At 64.8% G+C, this 19764-nt stretch carries 18 protein-coding genes; 11 read left to right on the forward strand and 7 right to left on the reverse strand.

Going from position 1 to position 19764, the window contains the following annotated elements; genetic code table 11:
* Positions 1–16: 16 nt before the first annotated feature.
* From K2Y42_RS05085 to K2Y42_RS05095, 3 genes are all read right to left on the reverse strand, one after another.
* On the reverse strand, positions 17–622 hold the full coding sequence (locus tag K2Y42_RS05085) for a hypothetical protein (protein ID WP_291149223.1): 606 nt from the start codon (positions 620–622) through the stop codon (positions 17–19).
* A 139-nt stretch (positions 623–761) separates the two neighbouring features.
* Positions 762–1487, reverse strand: coding sequence for a rhomboid family intramembrane serine protease (locus K2Y42_RS05090; RefSeq protein WP_291149225.1), 726 nt, complete (start codon positions 1485–1487; stop codon positions 762–764).
* 77 nt (positions 1488–1564) lie between these two features.
* Positions 1565–2335, reverse strand: a complete 771-nt coding sequence (locus K2Y42_RS05095) for an alpha/beta hydrolase (protein WP_291149227.1) — start codon at positions 2333–2335, stop codon at positions 1565–1567.
* A 289-nt stretch (positions 2336–2624) separates the two neighbouring features.
* Here K2Y42_RS05095 and K2Y42_RS05100 point away from each other — a divergent pair, with 289 nt between their 5' ends.
* The 10 genes from K2Y42_RS05100 (at position 2625) to K2Y42_RS05145 (ending at position 13164) form a co-directional block, all read left to right on the forward strand.
* Complete coding sequence (locus tag K2Y42_RS05100; RefSeq protein ID WP_291149230.1) at positions 2625–3146, forward strand: Rrf2 family transcriptional regulator; 522 nt, start codon at positions 2625–2627, stop codon at positions 3144–3146.
* Complete coding sequence (locus K2Y42_RS05105) at positions 3143–4261, forward strand: cysteine desulfurase family protein (protein WP_291149232.1); 1119 nt, start codon at positions 3143–3145, stop codon at positions 4259–4261. The genes K2Y42_RS05100 and K2Y42_RS05105 overlap by 4 nt, the downstream gene beginning before the upstream one ends.
* A 56-nt stretch (positions 4262–4317) precedes the next feature.
* Positions 4318–5787, forward strand: a complete 1470-nt coding sequence (gene sufB, locus K2Y42_RS05110) for a Fe-S cluster assembly protein SufB (protein WP_291149235.1) — start codon at positions 4318–4320, stop codon at positions 5785–5787.
* 57 nt (positions 5788–5844) lie between these two features.
* A complete protein-coding gene (locus K2Y42_RS05115; RefSeq protein WP_291149237.1) occupies positions 5845–6141 on the forward strand; it encodes a hypothetical protein in 297 nt (98 codons plus the stop codon).
* A 62-nt stretch (positions 6142–6203) separates the two neighbouring features.
* Positions 6204–6959, forward strand: coding sequence for a Fe-S cluster assembly ATPase SufC (sufC, locus tag K2Y42_RS05120; protein WP_291149239.1), 756 nt, complete (start codon positions 6204–6206; stop codon positions 6957–6959).
* A gap of 2 nt (positions 6960–6961) precedes the next feature.
* Complete coding sequence (sufD, locus tag K2Y42_RS05125) at positions 6962–8347, forward strand: Fe-S cluster assembly protein SufD (protein WP_291149240.1); 1386 nt, start codon at positions 6962–6964, stop codon at positions 8345–8347.
* 34 nt (positions 8348–8381) lie between these two features.
* Positions 8382–9701, forward strand: coding sequence for a cysteine desulfurase (locus K2Y42_RS05130; RefSeq protein WP_291149242.1), 1320 nt, complete (start codon positions 8382–8384; stop codon positions 9699–9701).
* 36 nt (positions 9702–9737) lie between these two features.
* The gene (locus K2Y42_RS05135; RefSeq protein WP_291149244.1) at positions 9738–10181 is read left to right on the forward strand and encodes an SUF system Fe-S cluster assembly protein; all 444 of its coding nucleotides are present in this window, start codon (positions 9738–9740) and stop codon (positions 10179–10181) included.
* A 137-nt stretch (positions 10182–10318) separates the two neighbouring features.
* Positions 10319–10732, forward strand: a complete 414-nt coding sequence (locus tag K2Y42_RS05140) for an iron-sulfur cluster assembly accessory protein (RefSeq protein WP_291149246.1) — start codon at positions 10319–10321, stop codon at positions 10730–10732.
* Between the two features lie 104 nt (positions 10733–10836).
* The gene (locus K2Y42_RS05145) at positions 10837–13164 is read left to right on the forward strand and encodes an EAL domain-containing protein (RefSeq protein WP_291149248.1); all 2328 of its coding nucleotides are present in this window, start codon (positions 10837–10839) and stop codon (positions 13162–13164) included.
* A 32-nt stretch (positions 13165–13196) separates the two neighbouring features.
* On the opposite strand, the gene K2Y42_RS05150 is transcribed toward K2Y42_RS05145, so the two are convergent.
* From K2Y42_RS05150 to K2Y42_RS05165, 4 genes are all read right to left on the reverse strand, one after another.
* Entirely contained in the window at positions 13197–15104 is a 1908-nt protein-coding gene (locus K2Y42_RS05150; RefSeq protein ID WP_291149251.1) for a potassium transporter Kup, read from the reverse strand.
* Between the two features lie 151 nt (positions 15105–15255).
* A complete protein-coding gene (locus K2Y42_RS05155) occupies positions 15256–15642 on the reverse strand; it encodes a type II toxin-antitoxin system death-on-curing family toxin (RefSeq protein WP_291149253.1) in 387 nt (128 codons plus the stop codon).
* Positions 15639–15860, reverse strand: a complete 222-nt coding sequence (locus tag K2Y42_RS05160; protein WP_291149256.1) for an AbrB/MazE/SpoVT family DNA-binding domain-containing protein — start codon at positions 15858–15860, stop codon at positions 15639–15641. Before K2Y42_RS05160 ends, K2Y42_RS05155 begins: the two co-directional genes overlap by 4 nt.
* Before the next feature lie 90 nt (positions 15861–15950).
* On the reverse strand, positions 15951–17825 hold the full coding sequence (locus K2Y42_RS05165; RefSeq protein WP_291149258.1) for a M3 family oligoendopeptidase: 1875 nt from the start codon (positions 17823–17825) through the stop codon (positions 15951–15953).
* 340 nt (positions 17826–18165) lie between these two features.
* On the opposite strand from K2Y42_RS05165, the gene K2Y42_RS05170 reads away from it, so the two are divergent.
* Positions 18166–19668 (forward strand): sigma-54 dependent transcriptional regulator, encoded by a 1503-nt coding sequence (locus tag K2Y42_RS05170; protein WP_291149260.1) that lies wholly within the window; start codon positions 18166–18168, stop codon positions 19666–19668.
* Positions 19669–19764 lie beyond the last annotated feature (96 nt).

The following is a 19764-nucleotide window of genomic DNA, read 5'->3' on the forward strand; positions in this document are numbered from 1 at the left end:
CGCGGGCAGGAGGGCGTCACTCCCTTGGAGGTGGCGGGCTTGCGCCGTCGATACACGCCGATACGACGGTGAGCACCAGAAACAGGACGTGCCCTACGATTTCGAGATTTTCCTCGAAGAGATCGTTGGTCGTACCGGCCGGCAGGATGCGGTCCCACATGTGACGGTCCAATGTCTTTGAGACCAAGTAGACCCAGATGATCGTCGTCAACACCGTCACGATGGCGCGGCTCGAAAAATACGGCTCGAGCCGCTCGCGGGCATACGACGCCCAGCCGAGCAACAGAACGATGGCGATGTAGAAGCCGCTGTTGGTGCCCGTGAAATGCAGCTCACGCAAAAACAGCGCGAGCGCGAAGAGCGCCTGCCATTTGAAATAGACGTGCGGTCGCGTAGCGGCGAGCACCGTTGCGAGCGTCAATGCAACGGCCAGAATAATCGGCGAGGTGAACTCGGCCGCATCCTTGGTCAGGTACGGCGCGATCGCGGGGCTGGTGTTCAGTTTGTAAATGGCGGCTGCCGCGACGGCTGGGACCGCAAGCACCCAGAACGGCGTCAGGCGCAAAATGCGCGCGGCCGTCGCGCAATGCCACTCGACTTCTCTGCGTAGACGCTCCAGCAACGCACCACCTCCGCCGGGATGTGCACACTTTCACAAAACCGATGCAAAGCCAGCGTCCGGTTCGTGTCAAGCCACGCGCGGCGGTTGTGGACTTACGATGCTGTAAAGTTAGAGAGCTCTCAGTCGTGCGTAGTGCGCGTCAGCGCCGCCACCACCATCGCGTCCAGCGCATCCACGTCGTCCACGGCCACAGCGCCGAGTGGGCGGCGGCGGTCGCTTCCTCGGTTGCGTTCGGTGGGGGACTGAGGCGGCGGACGAGAAACCATCCCGCGACGAAGCCGCCGATGTGCGCCCACCAGGCGATGCCGCCCGCACCCGCCGGAAGCGCGAGCGATCCGGCGGCCTGCATGATCTGCGAGAAGAACCAGAGGCCCGCAAACAGCAGCGCCGGCATCATGAAGAACACCGGCACGATGACGATGGGCTGCAGGATGTTGACCCAGGCGTAGGGGAAGCGGCGCGCATAGGCGGCGATGACGCCGGCGATTGCGCCCGACGCGCCAATGGTCGGAACAGCCGACGAGAAGTTGAAGACGACGTGCATGAGGCCCGCTGCGAGCCCCGACGCGAAATAGAGTGCAAGGAAACGCTGAGGCCCCAACCGGTCCTCCAGCGCGGGGCCGAATACCCAGAGGGTCCAGAGGTTGGACAGGATGTGCATCACGCCGCCATGCAGGAACATGCAGGTGACGAACGACATCGGATCCCAGCGCGCGGGCACCAGAGCGTAGGTGCGGATAAACGCCTCCTCGGCCGCGCCGGAGAGCGTCAACTGGTAGGCAAAGACCAGCACGCAAAGCGCGATCAGGCTCCCGGTCGCCCAGGGGCGCGCGGTGTAAGGGATCGTATTGTTGGCTGGAATCACAAGACCCTCGCGAGGCTGCCGCGAGGGTCTTTTTAGTGGGTCAGCAACGGCAAGACTAGCCGAGCATTGGGATGAGACTATTCGTCGTCACCGTCGTCGGTATCGGGGACGCCGCGGCTTGCTTCCTCGCGCTCGCGTTCACGCTCGCGCTCGCGGGCGGCCTCCCGCTCCTTCTCGCGATCCTTCTGCTGCTCGCGGTCGGCGATGGCCTTGGCGAGGCGCATGTCGAGATAGCCGCCGACGCACGTCTGCAGCTCGTCGGTCTTGTTCTCGAAGAAGTGGTTCGCGCCGGGGATGATCTCGTGGTCGATCTTGATGCCGCGCTGCGTCTTGAGCTTGCCGGTCAGCTCGGCCACCGAGTTGGACGGCACGACGCGATCCTTGTCGCCGTTGACCATCAGCCCCGACGACGGGCACGGGGCGAGGAACGAGAAGTCGTACAGATTGGACGGCGGGGCGACGCAGATGAAGCCGTCGATCTCGGGGCGGCGCATCAGAAGCTGCATGGCGATCCAGGTGCCGAACGACACGCCGGCGATCCAGCAGTACTTCGCGTCCGGCTTGACGATCTGGAGCCAGTCGAGGGCGGAGGCGGCGTCCGCCAGCTCACCCGGGCCGCCATCCCAGAAGCCCTGGCTGCGGCCGACGCCACGAAAGTTGAAGCGCAGGACCGAAAATCCGCGCTGCGCGAACGTGTAATAGAGGCTGTAGACGACCTGGTTGTTCATCGTCCCGCCGAACTGCGGGTGGGGATGCAGGATGAGCGCGATCGGGCTGTCGCTTGCCGGCTCATGGTGGTAGCGGGCTTCGATGCGGCCCGCAGGCCCATTAATGATCAGCTCGGGCATAGGTCCTGCTTCGGGTCCAAAATCTGAAGGGTTGCATGGGGCCCAGCGGGGGAAATTCTGCCGGGGTGCGCGTTATCGACACTTCACGCGGATGTTCCCAAGAGAATGCTTGATTTCCCCGCTCGGAATTTTCATATTCCGCTTACAAGTTTAGAACGGTTCGAAAGAAAGACCGCATAAGCGGCCGACTTTCGGGCCCCGTGTTTTCCGGCGTGTGGCGTCTCTTAGCACACGACCGGTGGTGCGTTGCAAGCAGTATGAGCCCTCGCCGGGCCACGGTGGTGACGAGATGGAACTCAATACCAGAGGCCGCTACGCGGTGATGGCAATGGCCGATCTGGCCAAGCATGGAAACGGCGGGTCCGTGCCGCTCTCCGCGGTTGCGTTGCGCCAGCGCATCTCGCTCGACTACCTGGAACAGCTTTTCCTGAAGCTTCGGCGCGCGGGTCTCGTCGACAGCGTGCGCGGCCGACACGGCGGCTACAAGCTCGGCCGCCCGGCTAGCGAGATCTTCGTCGCCGAAATCATGTCGGCGGTGGAAGAAGGCACGCGCATGACGCGCTGCATCGGCGACCAGGCGGCCGGATGCCTCGGCGAAAGCCGCTGCCTGACGCATGAGCTCTGGACGGCGCTCGGCGACCGCATCGAATCGTTTCTTGCGGGCGTGAGCCTCACCGACGTTCTCGAAGGCATTCCGCGCGAGACCGCGACGCCATCGCGGCACATTTCACCCGCGGCTTCCGCCACGCCTTCCAACACCGCTTCGAGCACCGTTTCCAACCTGGCCAACCTGGAGGGGCCGACGCAGTGAGCGCGAGCCGCACATATCTCGATCACAACGCCTCGGCGCCCCTGCGCCCGGCGGCGCGCGACGCCATCGTTGCGGCGCTCGACGTGTTCGGGAATGCATCGAGCGTGCACGGCGAAGGACGGCGCGCGCGCGCCATCGTGGATGAGGCGCGCGAGGCGGTCGCCCAGCTCGTCAACGCGCGCCCCGCCGAGGTCGTTTTCACAAGCGGCGCTACCGAAGCCAACGTCTGGGCGCTCTCGCAGGGCTGGGACCGGATTGCTCTCGCGGGTGTCGAGCACGACTCGGTGCGTGCGCCTGCCGCGCAGGTGGCGGCGTCGCGAAATCTGCCAGTGGTGGCGCTTCCCGTTGCCCAGGACGGCTCCGTGGATGTCGCATCCGCCGGACACGGCGACGGGCTCCTGGTTGCGCTGCAGATGGCCAACAACGAAACGGGCATCATCCAGGACGTCGCGCGGGCGGGGCTTTGGGCGACCGAGCACGGCGCGCGGATCCATTGCGACGCGGTGCAGGCGCCGGGCCGCATCCCGATCGACTTCCCGACGCTCGGGGCGACGACGCTCAGCCTTTCCGCGCACAAGATGGGCGGGCCTAAGGGCATCGGCGCACTCGTGGTCAGCGGGAACACGCCGCTTGCCCCGCTGCTCGCAGGCGGCGGGCAGGAAATGCGCCGGCGTGCGGGCACCGAAAACGTGGCCGCGATCGCCGGGTTTGGCGCGGCGGCACGGGCGGCCCTCGACGATCTCAAGGCCGCCCAGCGGGTGGCGGCGCTGCGCGACCGGCTCGAAGCGGAGGTGCTGCGCATGACGCCGCAGGCCGTCGTCGTCGGCGCGGGCGCGCGGCGACTTCCGAACACGTCCTCGATCGCGGTCGCGGGCGTTTCGGCCGAAACGCTCGTCATCAAGTTCGACCTCATGGGCGTCGCGGTCAGCGCAGGCTCGGCCTGTTCGTCCGGCAAGGTCGGTGAAAGTACGGTTCTCGCAGCGATGGGGCTTGCGCCGGATCTGGCGCGCGGCGCCATCCGCATCAGCATCGGCCCGGAGACGACGGATGACGACATCGGGGCATTGATTTCCGCATGGCGAAAAATTCACGGCGGCGCATCGCTCGCCGCTTAGTCAGCAGGTTCGGTTCACGACGCGGCTTCGGCAGCCGCGCACAAGAGGTGGTTTGAATGGCAGCAGTTCAAGAGACGATCGACCAGGTCCGGCAGATCGACGTCGATCAATACAAGTACGGCTTCGAAACCAAGATTGAATCGATCAAGGCGCCGCGCGGCCTCAGCGAGGATATCGTCCGCTTCATCTCCGAGAAGAAGGGCGAGCCGCAGTGGATGCTCGACTGGCGGCTGGAGGCCTATGCGCGCTGGCGCAACATGGTCGAACCGTCGTGGGCCAAGGTCAGCTATCCCAAGATCGACTTCGAGAACCTCTATTACTATGCGGCTCCGAAGGGCACCGAGGGTCCGAAGAGCCTGGACGAGGTCGATCCGGAGCTGCTCGAAACCTACGCGAAGCTCGGCATTCCGCTGAAGGAGCAGGCCGTGCTCGCCGGCGTCGAGGGCGCACGCGTGGCGGTGGACGCCGTGTTCGACAGCGTGTCGGTCGTGACGACGTTCAAGGCGGAGCTGGCCAAGGCGGGCGTGATCTTCTGCTCGATCTCGGAAGCGGTGCGCGAGCATCCCGAGCTGATCAAGAAGTACCTGGGCTCGGTCGTGCCGCAGGGCGACAACTTCTATGCCGCGCTCAACGCAGCCGTGTTCTCCGACGGCTCGTTCGTCTACGTGCCGGAGGGCGTGCGCTGCCCGATGGAGCTTTCGACCTACTTCCGCATCAACGAGAAGAACACGGGCCAGTTCGAGCGCACGCTCATCATCGCCGAGAAGGGCGCCTACGTTTCCTATCTCGAAGGCTGCACGGCGCCGATGCGCGACGAGAACCAGCTTCATGCGGCGGTGGTGGAGCTGATCGCGCTCGACGACGCCGAGATCAAGTACTCGACGGTGCAGAACTGGTATCCCGGCGACAAGGATGGGAAGGGTGGCATCTATAACTTCGTCACCAAGCGCGGCGACTGCCGTGGCCACAACTCGAAGATCTCGTGGACGCAGGTCGAGACCGGCTCGGCGATCACGTGGAAGTATCCGAGCTGCATCCTGCGCGGCGACAACAGCCGCGGCGAGTTCTACTCCATCGCGATTTCGAACGGCCGCCAGCAGGTCGACAGCGGCACGAAGATGATCCACCTCGGCAAGAATTCGTCGAGCCGCATCATCTCGAAGGGCATCGCGGCGGGGCACTCGCAGAACACCTACCGCGGGCTCGTGACGGCGCATCGCAAGGCGACGGGCGCGCGCAACTTCACGAACTGCGACTCGCTGCTCATCGGCGACAAGTGCGGCGCGCACACCGTGCCTTACATCGAAGCCAAGAACTCGAGCGCGCATTTCGAGCACGAGGCGACGACGTCGAAGATCTCGGACGACATGCTGTTCTATTGCCAACAGCGCGGGCTTTCGGCGGAAGAGGCGGTGGCGCTGGTCGTCAACGGCTTCGTGCGCGACGTGCTGCAGCAGTTGCCGATGGAGTTCATGGCGGAAACGCAGAAGCTCATCGGCGTGTCACTCGAAGGGAGCGTCGGCTAGCCACGACGCGGTACGCCAGCGACCGCGCGGCACGAGTTTGGAGAGGAGCGTAGGCCAATGACCGACTACTGGTTCAAGCCGAAGACATACGGATACGGAGCCGCGCCCAAGACCTGGAAAGGATGGGCGTCGATCCCCGTGTTCATGCTCGCGCAGTTCGCTCTCCTGTGGCCGTGGCTGCTGTCGCCGGCGTTGGCCGGCGAAGAGCCGACGACGGCCGGCCTCGTTGCCACGTTCGGGCTCAGCGCGGTTCTGGCCGCCGGGTTCGTCTGGCTCTGCAAGGTCAAGACCGAAGGCGATTGGGCCTGGCGGTGGGGCGACAAGGATCTGGATCCCGGCCAGCCGGGACGATGAACGGAAACACGAATTGATGGCCGACGGCAGGCCGAACAAAAAGACGACAGAGGTAATTTGGAATGCTTGAGATCAAGAATTTGCAGGTGAAGCTCGAGGACGAGGACAAGGAGATCCTCAAGGGGCTTTCGCTCACCGTGCCGAAGGGCGAAGTGCACGCCATCATGGGCCCGAACGGATCGGGCAAGTCGACGCTCGCGCATGTGCTCGCGGGCCGCGCCGGATATGAAGTGACGGGCGGCGACGTGCTGTGGAACGGCGAGAGCCTGGTCGATCTCGAACCCGACGAGCGCGCCGCGAAGGGCGTGTTCCTGGCTTTCCAGTATCCAATGGAAATTCCCGGCGTCGCGGGCCTCACGTTCCTGCGCACGGCCGCCAACGCGGTGCGCAAGAAGCGCGGACAGGCCGAGCTGACCACGCCCGAGTTCCTGAAGCTCGTGCGCGGCAAGGCCGAGGCGCTCAACATCGACATGGACATGCTGAAGCGGCCGGTGAACGTCGGCTTCTCGGGCGGCGAGAAGAAGCGCGCCGAGATCCTGCAGATGGCCGTGCTCGAGCCGACGCTCTGCGTGCTCGACGAGACCGACAGCGGGCTCGACATCGACGCGCTCAAGATCGTGGCCGATGGCGTCAACGCGCTGCGCGGCCCCGACCGCGCGATGCTGGTGATCACGCACTACCAGCGGCTTCTCAACTACATCGTGCCCGACAAGGTGCACGTGCTCGCGGACGGCAAGATCCAGGCTACTGGCGGCAAGGAACTGGCGCTCGAACTCGAAAAGTCCGGCTACGCGAGCTATCAGGGCAAGGCGGCATAACGATGAGCACAGCCCCTCAACTCAAGACGCAACCGGCCGGGCGCCCTGCGCCCGTGCAGGTGCTCAAGACCAAGGCGGAGACGGCGCTGGCGGAAGCTTTCCCGTCCGTCGAACCGCGGCTACCGGGCGGCGACTGGCTGAAGCAGCTTCGCCGCGCGGCGATCGGCGCGTTCGCGGCCGAGGGCCTGCCGCACCGGCGCGTGGAAGAATGGAAGTTCACGGACCTGCGCGCCGCCATGCGCGAGGCGTTTCCGCTCGCGGCGACCGGGACCGGCTCGCACGACCCTCAGGCGATTGCCGCTTCGGTGCGCGATGCGCTGCCGGGCCTCGACGTCTCGCAGGCGTTCGCGATCTTCATGGATGGAACCGGCGTGGCGGAGAACGGCCTGTCGAAGGTTTCCGACGCCGAGCGTCCTTTCCTCGCTGCTCTGGCCGATCATCCGCCAGCCTGGCTCGAAAACGAGATCTCCGAGGTCAGCCAGCATGTGACCGAGGCGACGCTCGCGCTCAATACGGCGCTCTTCGCTGACGGCGCTGTGCTCGACATCGCGGCTGGCCGCGAGATCGAGACGCCGATCGCGCTCATTTTCGCCTCCAACGATGACGCGCCGCGCACCACGGTGACACGCAACGTCGTTCGCGTGGGCAAGGGCGCCAAGGTCGTGCTCGTCGAATGCCACATGACGCCCAAGGCGGCGCGCCAGGTCAACACGCTGACCCAGCTCGACATCGGCGATGGCGCCGAGGTCGTGCACGTCACCGTCATCAACAACCGGGAAGGCTCGATCCATCTCGGCCGCACCGTGGCGCGGCTCGGCACCAACACGAGCTACCGCCCGTTCCAGATGGTGATCGGCGAGGGCCTGACGCGCAACGACCTCTCCGTGACCTTCCGCGGCCAGCATTCGTCGTTCGATCTCGGCGCGGCGCAGCTTTTGCGCGGACGCGGGCATGCGGACGTGACGCTGGTGGTCGATCATGCCGTGCCGCACTGCACGAGCCGCGAGCTCGTCAAGAACGTGCTGGCCGATCAGGCGCGCGGCGTGTTCCAGGGCAAGGTGATCGTGCGGCCGGATGCGCAGAAGACCGACGGCAAGCAGATGGCGCAGGCGCTGATGCTGTCTCCGGATGCCGAGTTCGACAGCAAGCCCGAGCTCGAGATCTACGCCGACGACGTGGTCTGCGGACACGGCAGCACGGTGGCGGAGATCGACCCCGAGCTCGTGTTCTACCTGCAGTCGCGCGGCATTCCCCGCCACACGGCGCAGGCGATGCTGATCGAGAGCTTCGCCGGCGAGGCCATCGACAAGGCGGAACCGGCCGAGGTGCAGGACGCGTTGCGCACGCTGGCCCAGCAGTGGCTTGCCGGTGAGGCTGGCGCGGCCTGAAGCCGCCCCCACGCCACCAGAGAAGGACCGACACATGACGACGGAGCCGCGCGACATGGCTGGCACTCGCGACACTCGCACCCGCGACGGGGTTATTGACGGCGGCGGCGAGCACGCACGTGGGGCCCCGAGCGCGGCCTTCGACGTGGAGCGCGTGCGGACGGACTTCCCGATCCTCTATCGGGAGGTCTACGGCAAGCCGCTCGTCTATCTCGACAACGGCGCTTCGGCCCAGAAGCCGCAGTCCGTCATCGAAGCGATGGATCATGCCTACCGCTTCGAGTACGCGAACGTGCATCGCGGGCTGCACTACCTTTCGAACACGGCGACGCAGCACTTCGAGGAGGCGCGCGAGACGGCACGCCGCTTTCTCAACGCGCCCTCGGGCGACCAGATCATCTTCACGCGCAATGCAACGGATGCGATCAATCTCGTGGCATCGTCGTTCGGCGCGATCGAGATCGGCGAGGGTGACGAGATCGTGCTCTCCATCATGGAGCACCACTCGAACATCGTGCCCTGGCATTTCCATCGCGAGCGCCGCGGCGCGGTTCTCAAGTGGGCGCCGATCTCGGACACGGGCGAGTTCCTGATCGAGGAGTTCGAGCGGCTTCTGACGTCGCGGACCAAGATCGTTGCGCTGACGCACATGTCCAACGTGCTTGGCACCATCGTGCCGATCAAGGAGGTCATCGAGATCGCGCATTCTCGCGGCATTCCGGTGCTCGTCGACGGCAGCCAGGCTGCCGTTCACACGGCGGTGGACGTGCAGGATCTCGACGCGGATTTCTACGTTTTCACCGGCCATAAGACCTATGGGCCGTCCGGTATCGGCGTGCTCTACGGCAAGAAGGAGCACCTCGACCGGATGCCGCCCTACCAGGGCGGCGGCGAGATGATCGAGGTGGTGGAGGTCGACCGGATCACCTACGCCAAGCCTCCGCACCGGTTCGAAGCCGGCACGCCGGGCATCGTCGAGGCGGTTGGATTGAACGCGGCGCTTTCCTACATGATGCAGACGGGCCGCGACCGCATCGCGCGCCACGAGGCCGAGATCGGGGCGTACGCCGCAGCGCGGCTCGCCGAGGTCCCGGGACTCACCATTCACGGCACGGCGAAGGGCAAAGGCGCGATCGTCTCGTTCTCGATCGAAGGGCTTCACCCGCACGACGTGTCGACGATCATCGACCGCGCCGGCATCGCCATTCGCGCCGGGCACCACTGCGCGCAGCCGCTGATGGAGCGGCTCGGGGTTTCGGCGACCTGCCGGGCCTCGTTCGCGATGTACAATACCAAGGCGGAGGTGGACGCGCTGGCGGCCGCGCTGCTGCGGGCGAAGGACTTCTTCGCATAACCGACGATCTAGCGAGAAAGACAGGCGGGCACCGCCATGACAGACCTGACCTCAAACGACGCCAAGCCGCTGGCGGAGCCCGCCAAGCTACAAGCGGAGCCTTCCGAGCCGCAGGCGGAGCCTGCCGCCACAGGAGACGCGGCCGAGCAGGTTTCGGCGTTGCCGCCGGAAGAGATCGACCGGTTGACGAGCGACATCGTGGCGGCGCTCAAGACCGTCTACGATCCCGAGATCCCCTCGGACATCTACGAGCTTGGGCTGATCTACAAGATCGACATCAGCGACGAGCGCGAGGTGGCTGTCGAAATGACGCTGACGGCGCCGGGCTGTCCCGTGGCCGGCGAAATGCCCAAGTGGGTCGAGGACGCCATCAACGCGGTTCCGGGCGTCAGCGGCACGACCGTGACGCTGACCTTCGATCCCCCGTGGGACCAGAGCCGCATGTCGGACGAGGCCCGCCTGGCCCTCAACATGTTCTAAGGGCTGGCAACGCCCCAGCGGGTGGGCGCCGGCGCGCCCGGGCGGGCGATCTCGCAAACGGGCCCGACGCACGCTATATTATGACCTGAACTCAACCTCGTGACTTCTTGGCCTTGAACCAGGACAGCAGCGCAGACATGACCGACCAGACCCCGACCCCACTCACGACCTCCGAGGCCGCGCCCCCGGCGCGGCGGCCGCGCCCCAAAGTGATGACGCTCACGCCGCGCGCGGCCGAGCGCGTGCGCGCAATCATGGCCTCCAAGGGGCCAGACATTGCCGGGCTAAAGATCGGCGTGAAAAAGGGTGGTTGTGCCGGCATGGAATACACCATGACCTGGGCCGACAAGATCGAGAAGTTCGACGAGGTCGTGGAGCAGGACGGGGCGCGCGTAATCGTCGACCCGCAGGCCGTGTTGTATTTGCTCGGCACCGAGATGGACTACAAGACCGAGAAGCTTTCCTCGACGTTCGTGTTCAACAATCCGAACCAGTCGGGCGCCTGCGGTTGCGGCGAAAGCGTCAACCTCACCCCCGCCCGGCAGGACTGAGCCGCTACCTAGGGCGTTGCGCCGGAAGTACGGCGTTCAGTTAAAACTGTTTCTTACGACTTTTGTCTTATGCATTTCCCCGCAATGTATTTGGGCGGGCGTAAATGCGTATTGTTACCTGTTTTGTCGAAGAGCATAACCTCTTCCTCGTTTCCCTTGCCGCGCTCATCTGCGCGTTCGGTGCATCGACATCCATCAGCCTGCTGCGGCGCGCAAAAGACCGCGACGTAAGCTTCTCGCATGCGTGGGCCTTGCTGGGCGGCATCGCGGCCGGATCGAGCATCTGGTGCACGCACTTCGTCGCGATGCTGGCATTCGAGCCTAATACGGCGGTCGGCTACGAGCCCGAGCTTACGGCGTTGTCGCTGGTGCTGATCGTGTGCACGAGCGTTGCCGGCTTCCTGATTGCAGCACAGCGCTTCTTCGGCGCGGCCGAAATGGCCGGCGTGGTGTTCGGCGCAGGCGTCGCCGTGATGCACTACGTGGGCATGGAAGCATTCTCCATCGATGCCCTGGTTACGTGGAGCGCGCTCTATCTCGCGATTTCAATCGCCTGGGTCATGACCTGCTCGGTGCTGGCCTTTCAGGCCGTGGATCTTTCCAAGCCCCTACAGGCCCAACGCTTTGCGAGCGCACTTCTTGTCGTAGCGGTCGTTGGGCTGCATTTCGTCGGCATGGCGGCGATGACCATCACGCCGCTTGCACCGGCCGAGGGCGCCGTCACCAGCGCCGTCGCCCGTGAGATGCTGGCCTTCGCCGTCACCGGCGTCGCGATTCTCGTCGTCGGGATCGTCTGGGTCAGCCACTTCCTCGACGCGGGCATGCGCCACCAGGCGTCGTCGCGCCTGCGCCACCTCGCGAGCAGCTCCGCCGATGGCATGATCATCACGCAGAACGGCGTGATCGCCGAGGTGAATGCTGCATTCGAACATCTGAGCGGGACGCCGCGCCAGGCCCTCATCGGCCAGGTGGTGGGTGCGGCCGGCTTCGATCCCATGACGCTCGTCGACGGCGCTATCGACCGGCGCGGCCTGAGACACTCGGACGGCGAGGAAATCCCGGTCGAGATCACCGTCCACACGGAAGCCGGCAAGGCCGGCGACAACCTGCGCGTCTATGCGCTGCGGGACATCCGGCCGCGTCTCGAACAGGAACGGCGCATCGCCACGCTCGCCAAGACCGACGCGTTGACGGGGCTTTCGAACCGCGCGGCGTTCCTCGAGCATCTCGACACCGAAATCGCAGCGCTGCGCGGCACAAACCAGCTCGCGCTTCTCGCCATCGATCTCAACCGCTTCAAGGAAGTGAACGACCTGCACGGGCACGCGGCTGGAGACACCGTGCTTCGCGCGCTGTCCGAACGCATGCTCGCCGTGCTTCGCGACGGGGAGTTCCTGGCGCGCCTCGGCGGAGACGAGTTCGTCGCCCTCCGGCGTACGACGAGCCGCGAGGAGGCTTTGGAATTCGCCGAGCGTATCGAGAAGCCGCTGTTCTCGACAGTACGGCTCGAACAAACCGACGCGGTGTGCGGTGCAAGCATCGGCGTGGCCATGTTCCCCGAGCATGCCAAGACCGCCACCCAGCTCATGAACAACGCCGATCTCGCGATGTATCGCGCCAAGGGGTCTTTGGCCGATACGGTGTGCTTCTATGCCGAGACCATGGACGAGGTCATCCGCAACAGGCGCAAACTCATCGGCGACCTCCGGGAGGCGATTTCGCGCAGCCAGTTCGAGCTGCACTATCAGGTGCAGGTCGACATCGCGACGCAGAAGACGATCGGATACGAGGCGCTGCTGCGGTGGCGCCACCCGGAACGGGGGTTCGTGTCTCCGCTCGAATTCATTCATCTCGCGGAAGAGTCAGGCCTCATCATGCCGATCGGCGAGTGGGTGTTGCGTGAGGCCTGCAAGGCCGCCGCCCATTGGGACGATCACCTGACCGTTGCCGTGAACCTCTCCGCGATCCAGCTTCACCAGATGGATCTGCCGGAGGTTCTGGAACAGATCCTGGCTGAAACGGGGCTTCCCGCGTCTCGTCTCGAACTCGAAACCACCGAGACGTCGCTGATGCAGGATCCGGAGCGTGCCATTCACGTTCTGAACCGCATCAAGTCGCTCGGCGTGTCTGTCGCCATCGACGATTTCGGCACCGGCTACTCATCGCTTTCGACGCTGCGCGCGTTCAACTTCGACAAGATCAAGCTCGACAAGACCTTCATCGACGGGATCGAGAAGGACGCGCAGGCGCGCGCCGTCATGCTCGCGGTTCTGGCGTTGGGCAAGGCGCTTGAGATTCCCGTTCTCGCCGAGGGCGTGGAAACGCAGGCGCAGTTCGAATTCCTGCGCAGTCGCGGATGCGAAAGCGTGCAGGGCTTCCTGTTCGGACAGCCCGCCTCGCTCATCGGCCGGCGGGAGGCAGAAGCCGCCTGAGCGCGCGCTGACGCGGCCTAGGTGCAAACTGGCTAGATGGCGACCTGGGTTCCGACCTCGACCACACGGTCGGTCGGAATCTGGAAGTACGTCGTCGCGTCCTCAGCGGTTCGCGCCAGCCAGATGAACAGCTTTTCCTGCCAGCGGGGCATTTCAGATCGCGTCGTAGACCGCAGTGAGCGGCGCGACAGGAAGAACGACGTTCCACCCATGTCGATGTTGAGGTCCTTGCGGCGACAGCTTTCCATGATTTTCGGAATGCTCGGCGTTTCCATGAAGCCGTAGGACGCCACGACCTTGATGAACGTCTCGCTCGACCGGTCGATCTCGACGCGCTCGTGACGCGGCACGCGCGGCGTGTCCTCGGTGCGGATGGAGAGCACGATGTTGCGCTCGTGCAGAATGCGGTTGTGCTTCAGGTTGTGCATGAGCGCCGTCGGGGCGGCATTCACATCCGACGACAGAAACACGGCCGTGCCGGGGACGCGCACCGGCGGCTTGGCTTCGAGCTTGCGGACCAGCCAATCGAGATCGGCTTCGTTGCGGCGCGTGATCTTGAGGAGGATGCGGTAGCCGCGCACCCAGGTGAACATGATGAGGGCCAGAACACCGGCGATGGCGAGCGGAACCCAGGCGCCCTCGAACAGCTTCAGGATGTTGGCGGCGAAGAACGTCTGCTCGATCAGCAGCAGCGGGACCATCAGGCCCGCCGCCTTCCAAAGCGGCCAGTTCCAGTACTTCCACACGACGAAGAACGCCATCAGCGTGTCGATGACGAGGGCCGCCGTCACCGAGACGCCGTAGGCGGAGGCAAGGTGGGACGAACTCTTGAAGGTGATCACCGACAGGACGACGCCTACCAGCAAGAGCCAGTTGACGCGCGGCAGGTAGATCTGGCCGGCCATGCTCTCGGACGTGTGCTTGATCGCGAAGCGCGGCAGCAGCCCGAGCTGGACGGCCTGGCGCGCAAGCGAGAACGCGCCCGTGATGACCGCCTGGCTGGCCACCACCGTGGCGCAGGTCGCCAGGACCACCATCGGCGCGAGCGCCCAGTCCGGATAGAGCCGGTAGAACGGGTTCTCCAACGCCTCGGCGTTGGCGAGCACGAGCGCGCCCTGGCCGAGGTAGTTCAGCATCAGACAGGGAAAGACGAAGCCGAGCCATGCGACCTGGATCGGCTTGCGGCCGAAGTGGCCGAGATCGGTGTAGAGTGCTTCCGCGCCCGTGACGGCCAGGAAGACGAGGCCGAGCACGGTGAATGCGAGCAGGCCGTGCGTCAGCAGGAACTTGAGGCCGTACCACGGATTGAGCGCGGCGATGACGCCGGGACTGTCGAAGATGTGCAACAGTCCGCCGACGGCCAGCGACAGGAACCAGAGAATGGTAAGCGGTCCGAAGAACGTCGCGACGCGCGCCGTTCCGTGTGACTGCACGGCGAAGAGCCCGACGATGACGACGAGCGCGATCGGCAGCACCCACGGCTCGAATATCGGCGAAACAAGCTTCAGGCCTTCGACTGCCGACAGCACGGAAATGGCCGGGGTGATGACGGCGTCGCCATAGAAAAACGACGCGCCGGCGATGCCCAGCGCCAGGATCAACGGAGAGCTTCGCTTGGCGACCGACTGGCCGAGCGCCATCAGCGCGAAGGTGCCGCCCTCGCCTTTGTTGTCGGCCCGCAGAAGCACGATTACGTACTTCAAGGTGACGATCAGGATCAGCGCCCAGAAGATGAGCGACAGGACGCCGAAGACCGCTTCTGAGTTGGCGGGGCTGCCACCGCTCGCGGCACGGACGGCTTCGCGAAACGCATAGAGGGGGCTGGTGCCGATATCGCCGTAAACGACCCCGACGGATCCCACGACCAGCGTCCAAAAGTGCGCGTCGTGCGATTTCTCGCCTTGATCGCCACCGGATTCGGTGGCTTTGGGCCGTGCCACGATATGGCCTCTTCCACTGCGCTGCAGAAGCAGCAAGTTTTGGGCGCTTATACGCCCGTTCCCAAAACCTTGTCAGCGGACAAATTCGGGCGTTGCGGCACGGTTCCAGCTTGACATCGGCCGTGGGCATTCATCAGCGCGCGCCCTGTCGTCACGGAGCCGGCCAGTTGTCCCTGATCCACCGGGTGAGACCGCTCTCGTCGATTTCGCCGGCGGCGAGGCCCTGGATGATCACGACCGCTTCGGCGTTGTCGGCGACGAACGCGATCCAGTTGAGACCGAGAAAGGTCACGATCGACAATAGCGCGGTGCGCTTGTTTCCATCGACGAAAGGATGGTTCCTGGCGATGCCGAAGGCATAAGCGGCCGCCTGCGCGGCGAGGTCCGTCTCGCCGTAGGTCCATTTGTTTCTCGCCCTGTCGAGCGCGGATTCGAGCATGTCGAGATCGCGTACGCCTGCGGGGCCGCCAAACTCGTGAAGAAGCTCGCCGTGGAATGCGACGACAAGCTCCGGAAACAGCCAGAAGGGCTCGCTCATTTCGCGAGTTCGGTGAGGGCCGCCCGGTAAGTCTTCATCGCCTCACGCGCGATTTCCATGCCGCGCTCAAGATCGGGTGTGTAGCGGGAGATCTGAAGCCCGTCCGGGCCCTCGGTGACCAGGACGTGGTCGCCTTGCGAAAGCCCAAGGCGGGCCAGCAGCTCCTTCGGCAGGATCAATCCCGTCGAATTGCCGATTTTCTTGATCTCAAGCTTCATGGGGCGCGCTCCATCCGGGCGTTATACAAATTGTATAACACAGCTGCACGCCGTTGTACAAAATGTATAACGCCCGGATGGCGAGACGGGCTACGCGCTCCCGGCGTCCATCGCTTCCAGCTCGTCGATCATGCCCTCGATCACCTTGAGGCCCTTCGACCAGAACGTCGGGTCGGCGGCGTCGAGGCCGAACGGGGCGAGAAGCTCGGAGTGGTGCTTCGAGCCACCCGCGCGCAGAAGGTCGAAGTACTTGGTGACGAAGTCGGGGTGGGCTTCCTGGTAGAGGCCATAGAGCGAGTTCACGAGGCAATCGCCGTAGGCATAGGCGTAGACGTAGAACGGCGAATTGATGAAGTGGGGGATGTAGGCCCAATACACCTCATAGCCGGGCTTCAGATCGATCGCCGGGCCCAGGCTTTCCTTCTGCACGTCGAGCCAGAACTCGTTGAGCTGGTCGCTCGTCAGCTCGCCCTTGCGGCGGCCTTCGTGCACCTTGCGCTCGAACTGGTAGAACGCGATCTGGCGCACCACCGTGTTCAGCATGTCCTCCACCTTGCCGGCGATCATCGCCTTCTTCTCGCGCGGGCTCTTCGTCTCGGCGAGCAGTGCGCGGAAGGTCAGCATCTCGCCGAACACGGATGCCGTTTCGGCGAGCGTGAGCGGCGTCGGCGCCAGCAGCGGCCCCTGCGCGCGGGCCAGCATCTGGTGCACGCCGTGGCCCAGCTCATGGGCGAGCGTCATCACGTCCCGCGGCTTGCCCTGATAGTTCATCAGGACATAGGGATGGACCGATGGCACGGTGGCGGCAGAAAACGCGCCCTGGGCCTTGCCTTCGCGCAGCGGCGCGTCGATCCAGCCCTTGTCGAAGAACTCGCCTGCGATGTTCGCCATGTCGGGCGCGAACGACCCGTAGGCCTTGAGGACGATGTTCTGGGCCTGCGGCCAGGTGAAGACCTGCTCCGGCTTGTCGGGCAGGGGCGCGTTGCGATCCCAATGCGAGAGACGATCCATGCCGAGCCAGCGGGCCTTCATCGCATAGTAGCGATGGGAGAGACGCGGATAGGCCGCGCGCACGCTTTCGACCAGCGCGTTCACCACCGGCGCCTCGACGCGGTTGGCGAGGTGACGGCTGTCGGCGACGTCGCTGAAGCCGCGCCAGCGATCCGAGATTTCCTTGTCCTTGGCGAGCGTGTTGGTGATCAGCGTGAAGAGGCGGATGTTGTCCTTGAAGACCTTGGACAGCGCCTCTGCCGCGGCGTGGCGGCGCGGTTCGGCGGCGTCGGACAGCAGGTTGAGAGTTGCCTCCAGCGCCAGCGGCTGCGGCGCGCCTTCGACGTCGAAGCGCAGCCCGGTCATGGTCTCGCTGAACAGGCGGCCGAAGGCGCCGCGCCCGGTCTGACTCTTTTCGGTGAAGAGCTGCTCGATCTTCTCGTCGAGCTGATAGGGCTTCTCCTTGCGCAGATCCTCGATCCAGGGCTTGAAGCGGGCCAGCTTCGGGTTGCTCAGCGAAGGCGAAAGGGCTGCTTCGTCGATCTGATTGAGCTCAAGCTCGAAGAAAATGAGATCGGTCGAGATCCGCGTCAGCTTTTCGGAGACGTCGCCGTAGAACTTGGCGCGCGCGGGATCGGCCTGGTTGGCGGCATACAAGAGCCCGGCGAACGAGCCGAGCTTGCCCATCAGGTCGGAGATCTGCTCGTAGGAGGCGATGGCGTCGGCAAGTTTCGCCCCATCCCCCGCCATGCCGAAGAGCTTGCCCTGGCAGGCTTCCTTGATGCGCAGCGCATCGGCCGCGGCGCGATCGAGATCGGCAGCCACGGCCGGATCGTCCATCCCCTTGTAGAGGTCAGACAGATCCCACTCGGGGATGGAGCCGAGATCGGGCGCATCGGCCGCCGCCCCGTGAGCCGCCTGAGCGGCCGGCTGGGCGAGGTCCGAAAAAGGGCGTGCGCGCGAGATCGGCGTCATCAAGAGGCTCCGGTGAATGAGGATGAGGTTGCCTCAATCTGAGGCGTCCGCAGGACAAGTTCAAGCCCCCGCGGGACGCCAGGCGGCCACGATGGGGACCTCCATCCTTCTCCGAGGGTCCTCCCTTTCCGGGCCGCACCCCGAGCATAACGACGCGGCGGGGCGCCGGCCCCGCGCGCCAAAAAAGGTTCAAGGTGGGCTTCTCCGAAAGAGCTTGTTTACCGTTGTGGGGCAATCTCAAGCCGAGTTGAGTTGCCGGTTGCTGTGTGCCCCAGTGTTCGAAGGCGCGCGAGTTCCAGCGGGCAAAGTGTTCCAGTTCGTGTTGTGTAACGAGTGTTTCATGGTCAAGCGTGTTCTCATCGTCGACGACGATCCTGCCCAGCGTCGCATTCTCGAAGAAACCGTCAAACGGTTCGGTTTTGAAACGCGTTCCACCAATTCCGGGGAACAAGCGATCGAAACCCTCGAAGGCGCAGAGCGAAACTCCATTTCCCTCGTGCTGCTCGACCTCGTGATGCCCGGTATCGGCGGCATGGCCGTGCTCGAGCACTTCAAGGGACGCACCTCGCCCCCGATCATCGTGCTCACGGCCAACGGCTCGGTCGATGCCGCGGTCGGCGCGATCCGGCTCGGCGCGGTCGACTTCGTCATCAAGCCTGCCTCGCCCGAGCGCCTGGAAGTCTCGATGAAGAGCGCCATGAAGATCGAGGCGCTGTCGGACGAACTCACCCGCATCAAGAAGAAATCCGAAGGCACGCTGACCTTCGACGATCTCATCATCCGCGGCGAGGGCATGCAGCGCGTCATCGCGCTCGGCAAGCGCGCCGCAACCTCCAACATCCCCGTTCTGATCGAAGGCGAAAGCGGCGTCGGCAAGGAGCTGATCGCACGCGCCATCCAGGGCGAAAGCGAGCGCGCAGGCCGGCCGTTCGTCACGGTCAACTGCGGCGCCATTCCGGAAAACCTCGTCGAAAGCATCCTGTTCGGCCACGAAAAGGGAGCTTTCACGGGCGCAGTCGACCGGCGCGTCGGCAAGTTCCAGGAAGCGGACGGCGGCACGCTGTTCCTCGATGAAATCGGCGAGCTGCCGCTCGACGCGCAGGTGAAGCTGTTGCGTGCGCTTCAGGAAGGCGAGATCGATCCGGTCGGCGCGAAGAAGCCGGTGAAGGTCAACTTCCGCCTCGTCTCGGCGACCAACCGCGACATGATCCAGCTCGTGAAGGAAGGCAAGTTCCGGGAGGATCTCTACTACCGTCTCAACGTGTTCCCGGTCTGGGTGCCGCCGCTGCGCGAGCGCCGCGAAGACGTGCCGGAGCTGGCCCAGCATTTCCTCGCCCGTTTCGGCGCCGAGGAAGGCAAGCGCATTTCAGGATTCTCGGATCAGGCGATGCGCATGATGATGGCCTACGACTGGCCCGGCAACGTGCGCCAGCTCGAGAATGCCATCTTCCGTGCCGTCGTGCTTGCCGACAGGAGCGAACTCACGGTCGACGAGTTCCCGCAGATCGCGAGCCAGGTTGATGGCTTCGAAGCGGAGATTCCGGCAGCGCCCACGGCGCTCCAGAAGCCCGCGGCCTATACGGGCCCGGCACTGCTCGGCGCAGAAGACACCATTCCGCAGACGCTCGAAGTGCGCGCCGGCGGCGCCTCCGCTCTCGGCATCGCGGCGGTGACGGAGAGCGGCGAGATCCGCGCGCTCGAAGACATCGAAGCCGACATGATCCGCCTCGCGCTCGGGCGCTATCGCGGACACATGACGGAAGTCGCGAAACGGCTCAAGATCGGCCGCTCGACGCTTTACCGCAAGATGCAGGAATACGGGCTCGAGCCCCGCGTGAACTAAAGTCTCCGGACCGATAACCATATGCGCCGGCTGACGAACGCCGGCGCATCACAATTCCACAACAGTCCGAAGTCAAAGTCCCAGGCTGCCATGGGC

The organism is Hyphomicrobium sp. (assembly GCF_019744875.1).
Taxonomy (GTDB): domain Bacteria; phylum Pseudomonadota; class Alphaproteobacteria; order Rhizobiales; family Hyphomicrobiaceae; genus Hyphomicrobium_C.

Excerpts from the sequence above, each read along its gene's own strand:
- K2Y42_RS05140 (WP_291149246.1), top strand. The coding sequence starts at position 10,319 with ATGACCGACCAGACCCCGACCCCACTCACGACCTCCGAGGCCGCGCCC.
- sufD (WP_291149240.1), top strand. The coding sequence starts at position 6,962 with ATGAGCACAGCCCCTCAACTCAAGACGCAACCGGCCGGGCGCCCTGCG.
- K2Y42_RS05170 (WP_291149260.1), top strand. The coding sequence starts at position 18,166 with ATGGTCAAGCGTGTTCTCATCGTCGACGACGATCCTGCCCAGCGTCGC.
- K2Y42_RS05135 (WP_291149244.1), top strand. The coding sequence starts at position 9,738 with ATGACAGACCTGACCTCAAACGACGCCAAGCCGCTGGCGGAGCCCGCC.
- K2Y42_RS05155 (WP_291149253.1), bottom strand. The coding sequence starts at position 15,642 with ATGAGCGAGCCCTTCTGGCTGTTTCCGGAGCTTGTCGTCGCATTCCAC.
- K2Y42_RS05095 (WP_291149227.1), bottom strand. The coding sequence starts at position 2,335 with ATGCCCGAGCTGATCATTAATGGGCCTGCGGGCCGCATCGAAGCCCGC.
- K2Y42_RS05130 (WP_291149242.1), top strand. The coding sequence starts at position 8,382 with ATGACGACGGAGCCGCGCGACATGGCTGGCACTCGCGACACTCGCACC.
- sufC (WP_291149239.1), top strand. The coding sequence starts at position 6,204 with ATGCTTGAGATCAAGAATTTGCAGGTGAAGCTCGAGGACGAGGACAAG.
- K2Y42_RS05160 (WP_291149256.1), bottom strand. The coding sequence starts at position 15,860 with ATGAAGCTTGAGATCAAGAAAATCGGCAATTCGACGGGATTGATCCTG.
- K2Y42_RS05115 (WP_291149237.1), top strand. The coding sequence starts at position 5,845 with ATGACCGACTACTGGTTCAAGCCGAAGACATACGGATACGGAGCCGCG.
- sufB (WP_291149235.1), top strand. The coding sequence starts at position 4,318 with ATGGCAGCAGTTCAAGAGACGATCGACCAGGTCCGGCAGATCGACGTC.
- K2Y42_RS05145 (WP_291149248.1), top strand. The coding sequence starts at position 10,837 with ATGCGTATTGTTACCTGTTTTGTCGAAGAGCATAACCTCTTCCTCGTT.
- K2Y42_RS05165 (WP_291149258.1), bottom strand. The coding sequence starts at position 17,825 with ATGACGCCGATCTCGCGCGCACGCCCTTTTTCGGACCTCGCCCAGCCG.
- K2Y42_RS05100 (WP_291149230.1), top strand. The coding sequence starts at position 2,625 with ATGGAACTCAATACCAGAGGCCGCTACGCGGTGATGGCAATGGCCGAT.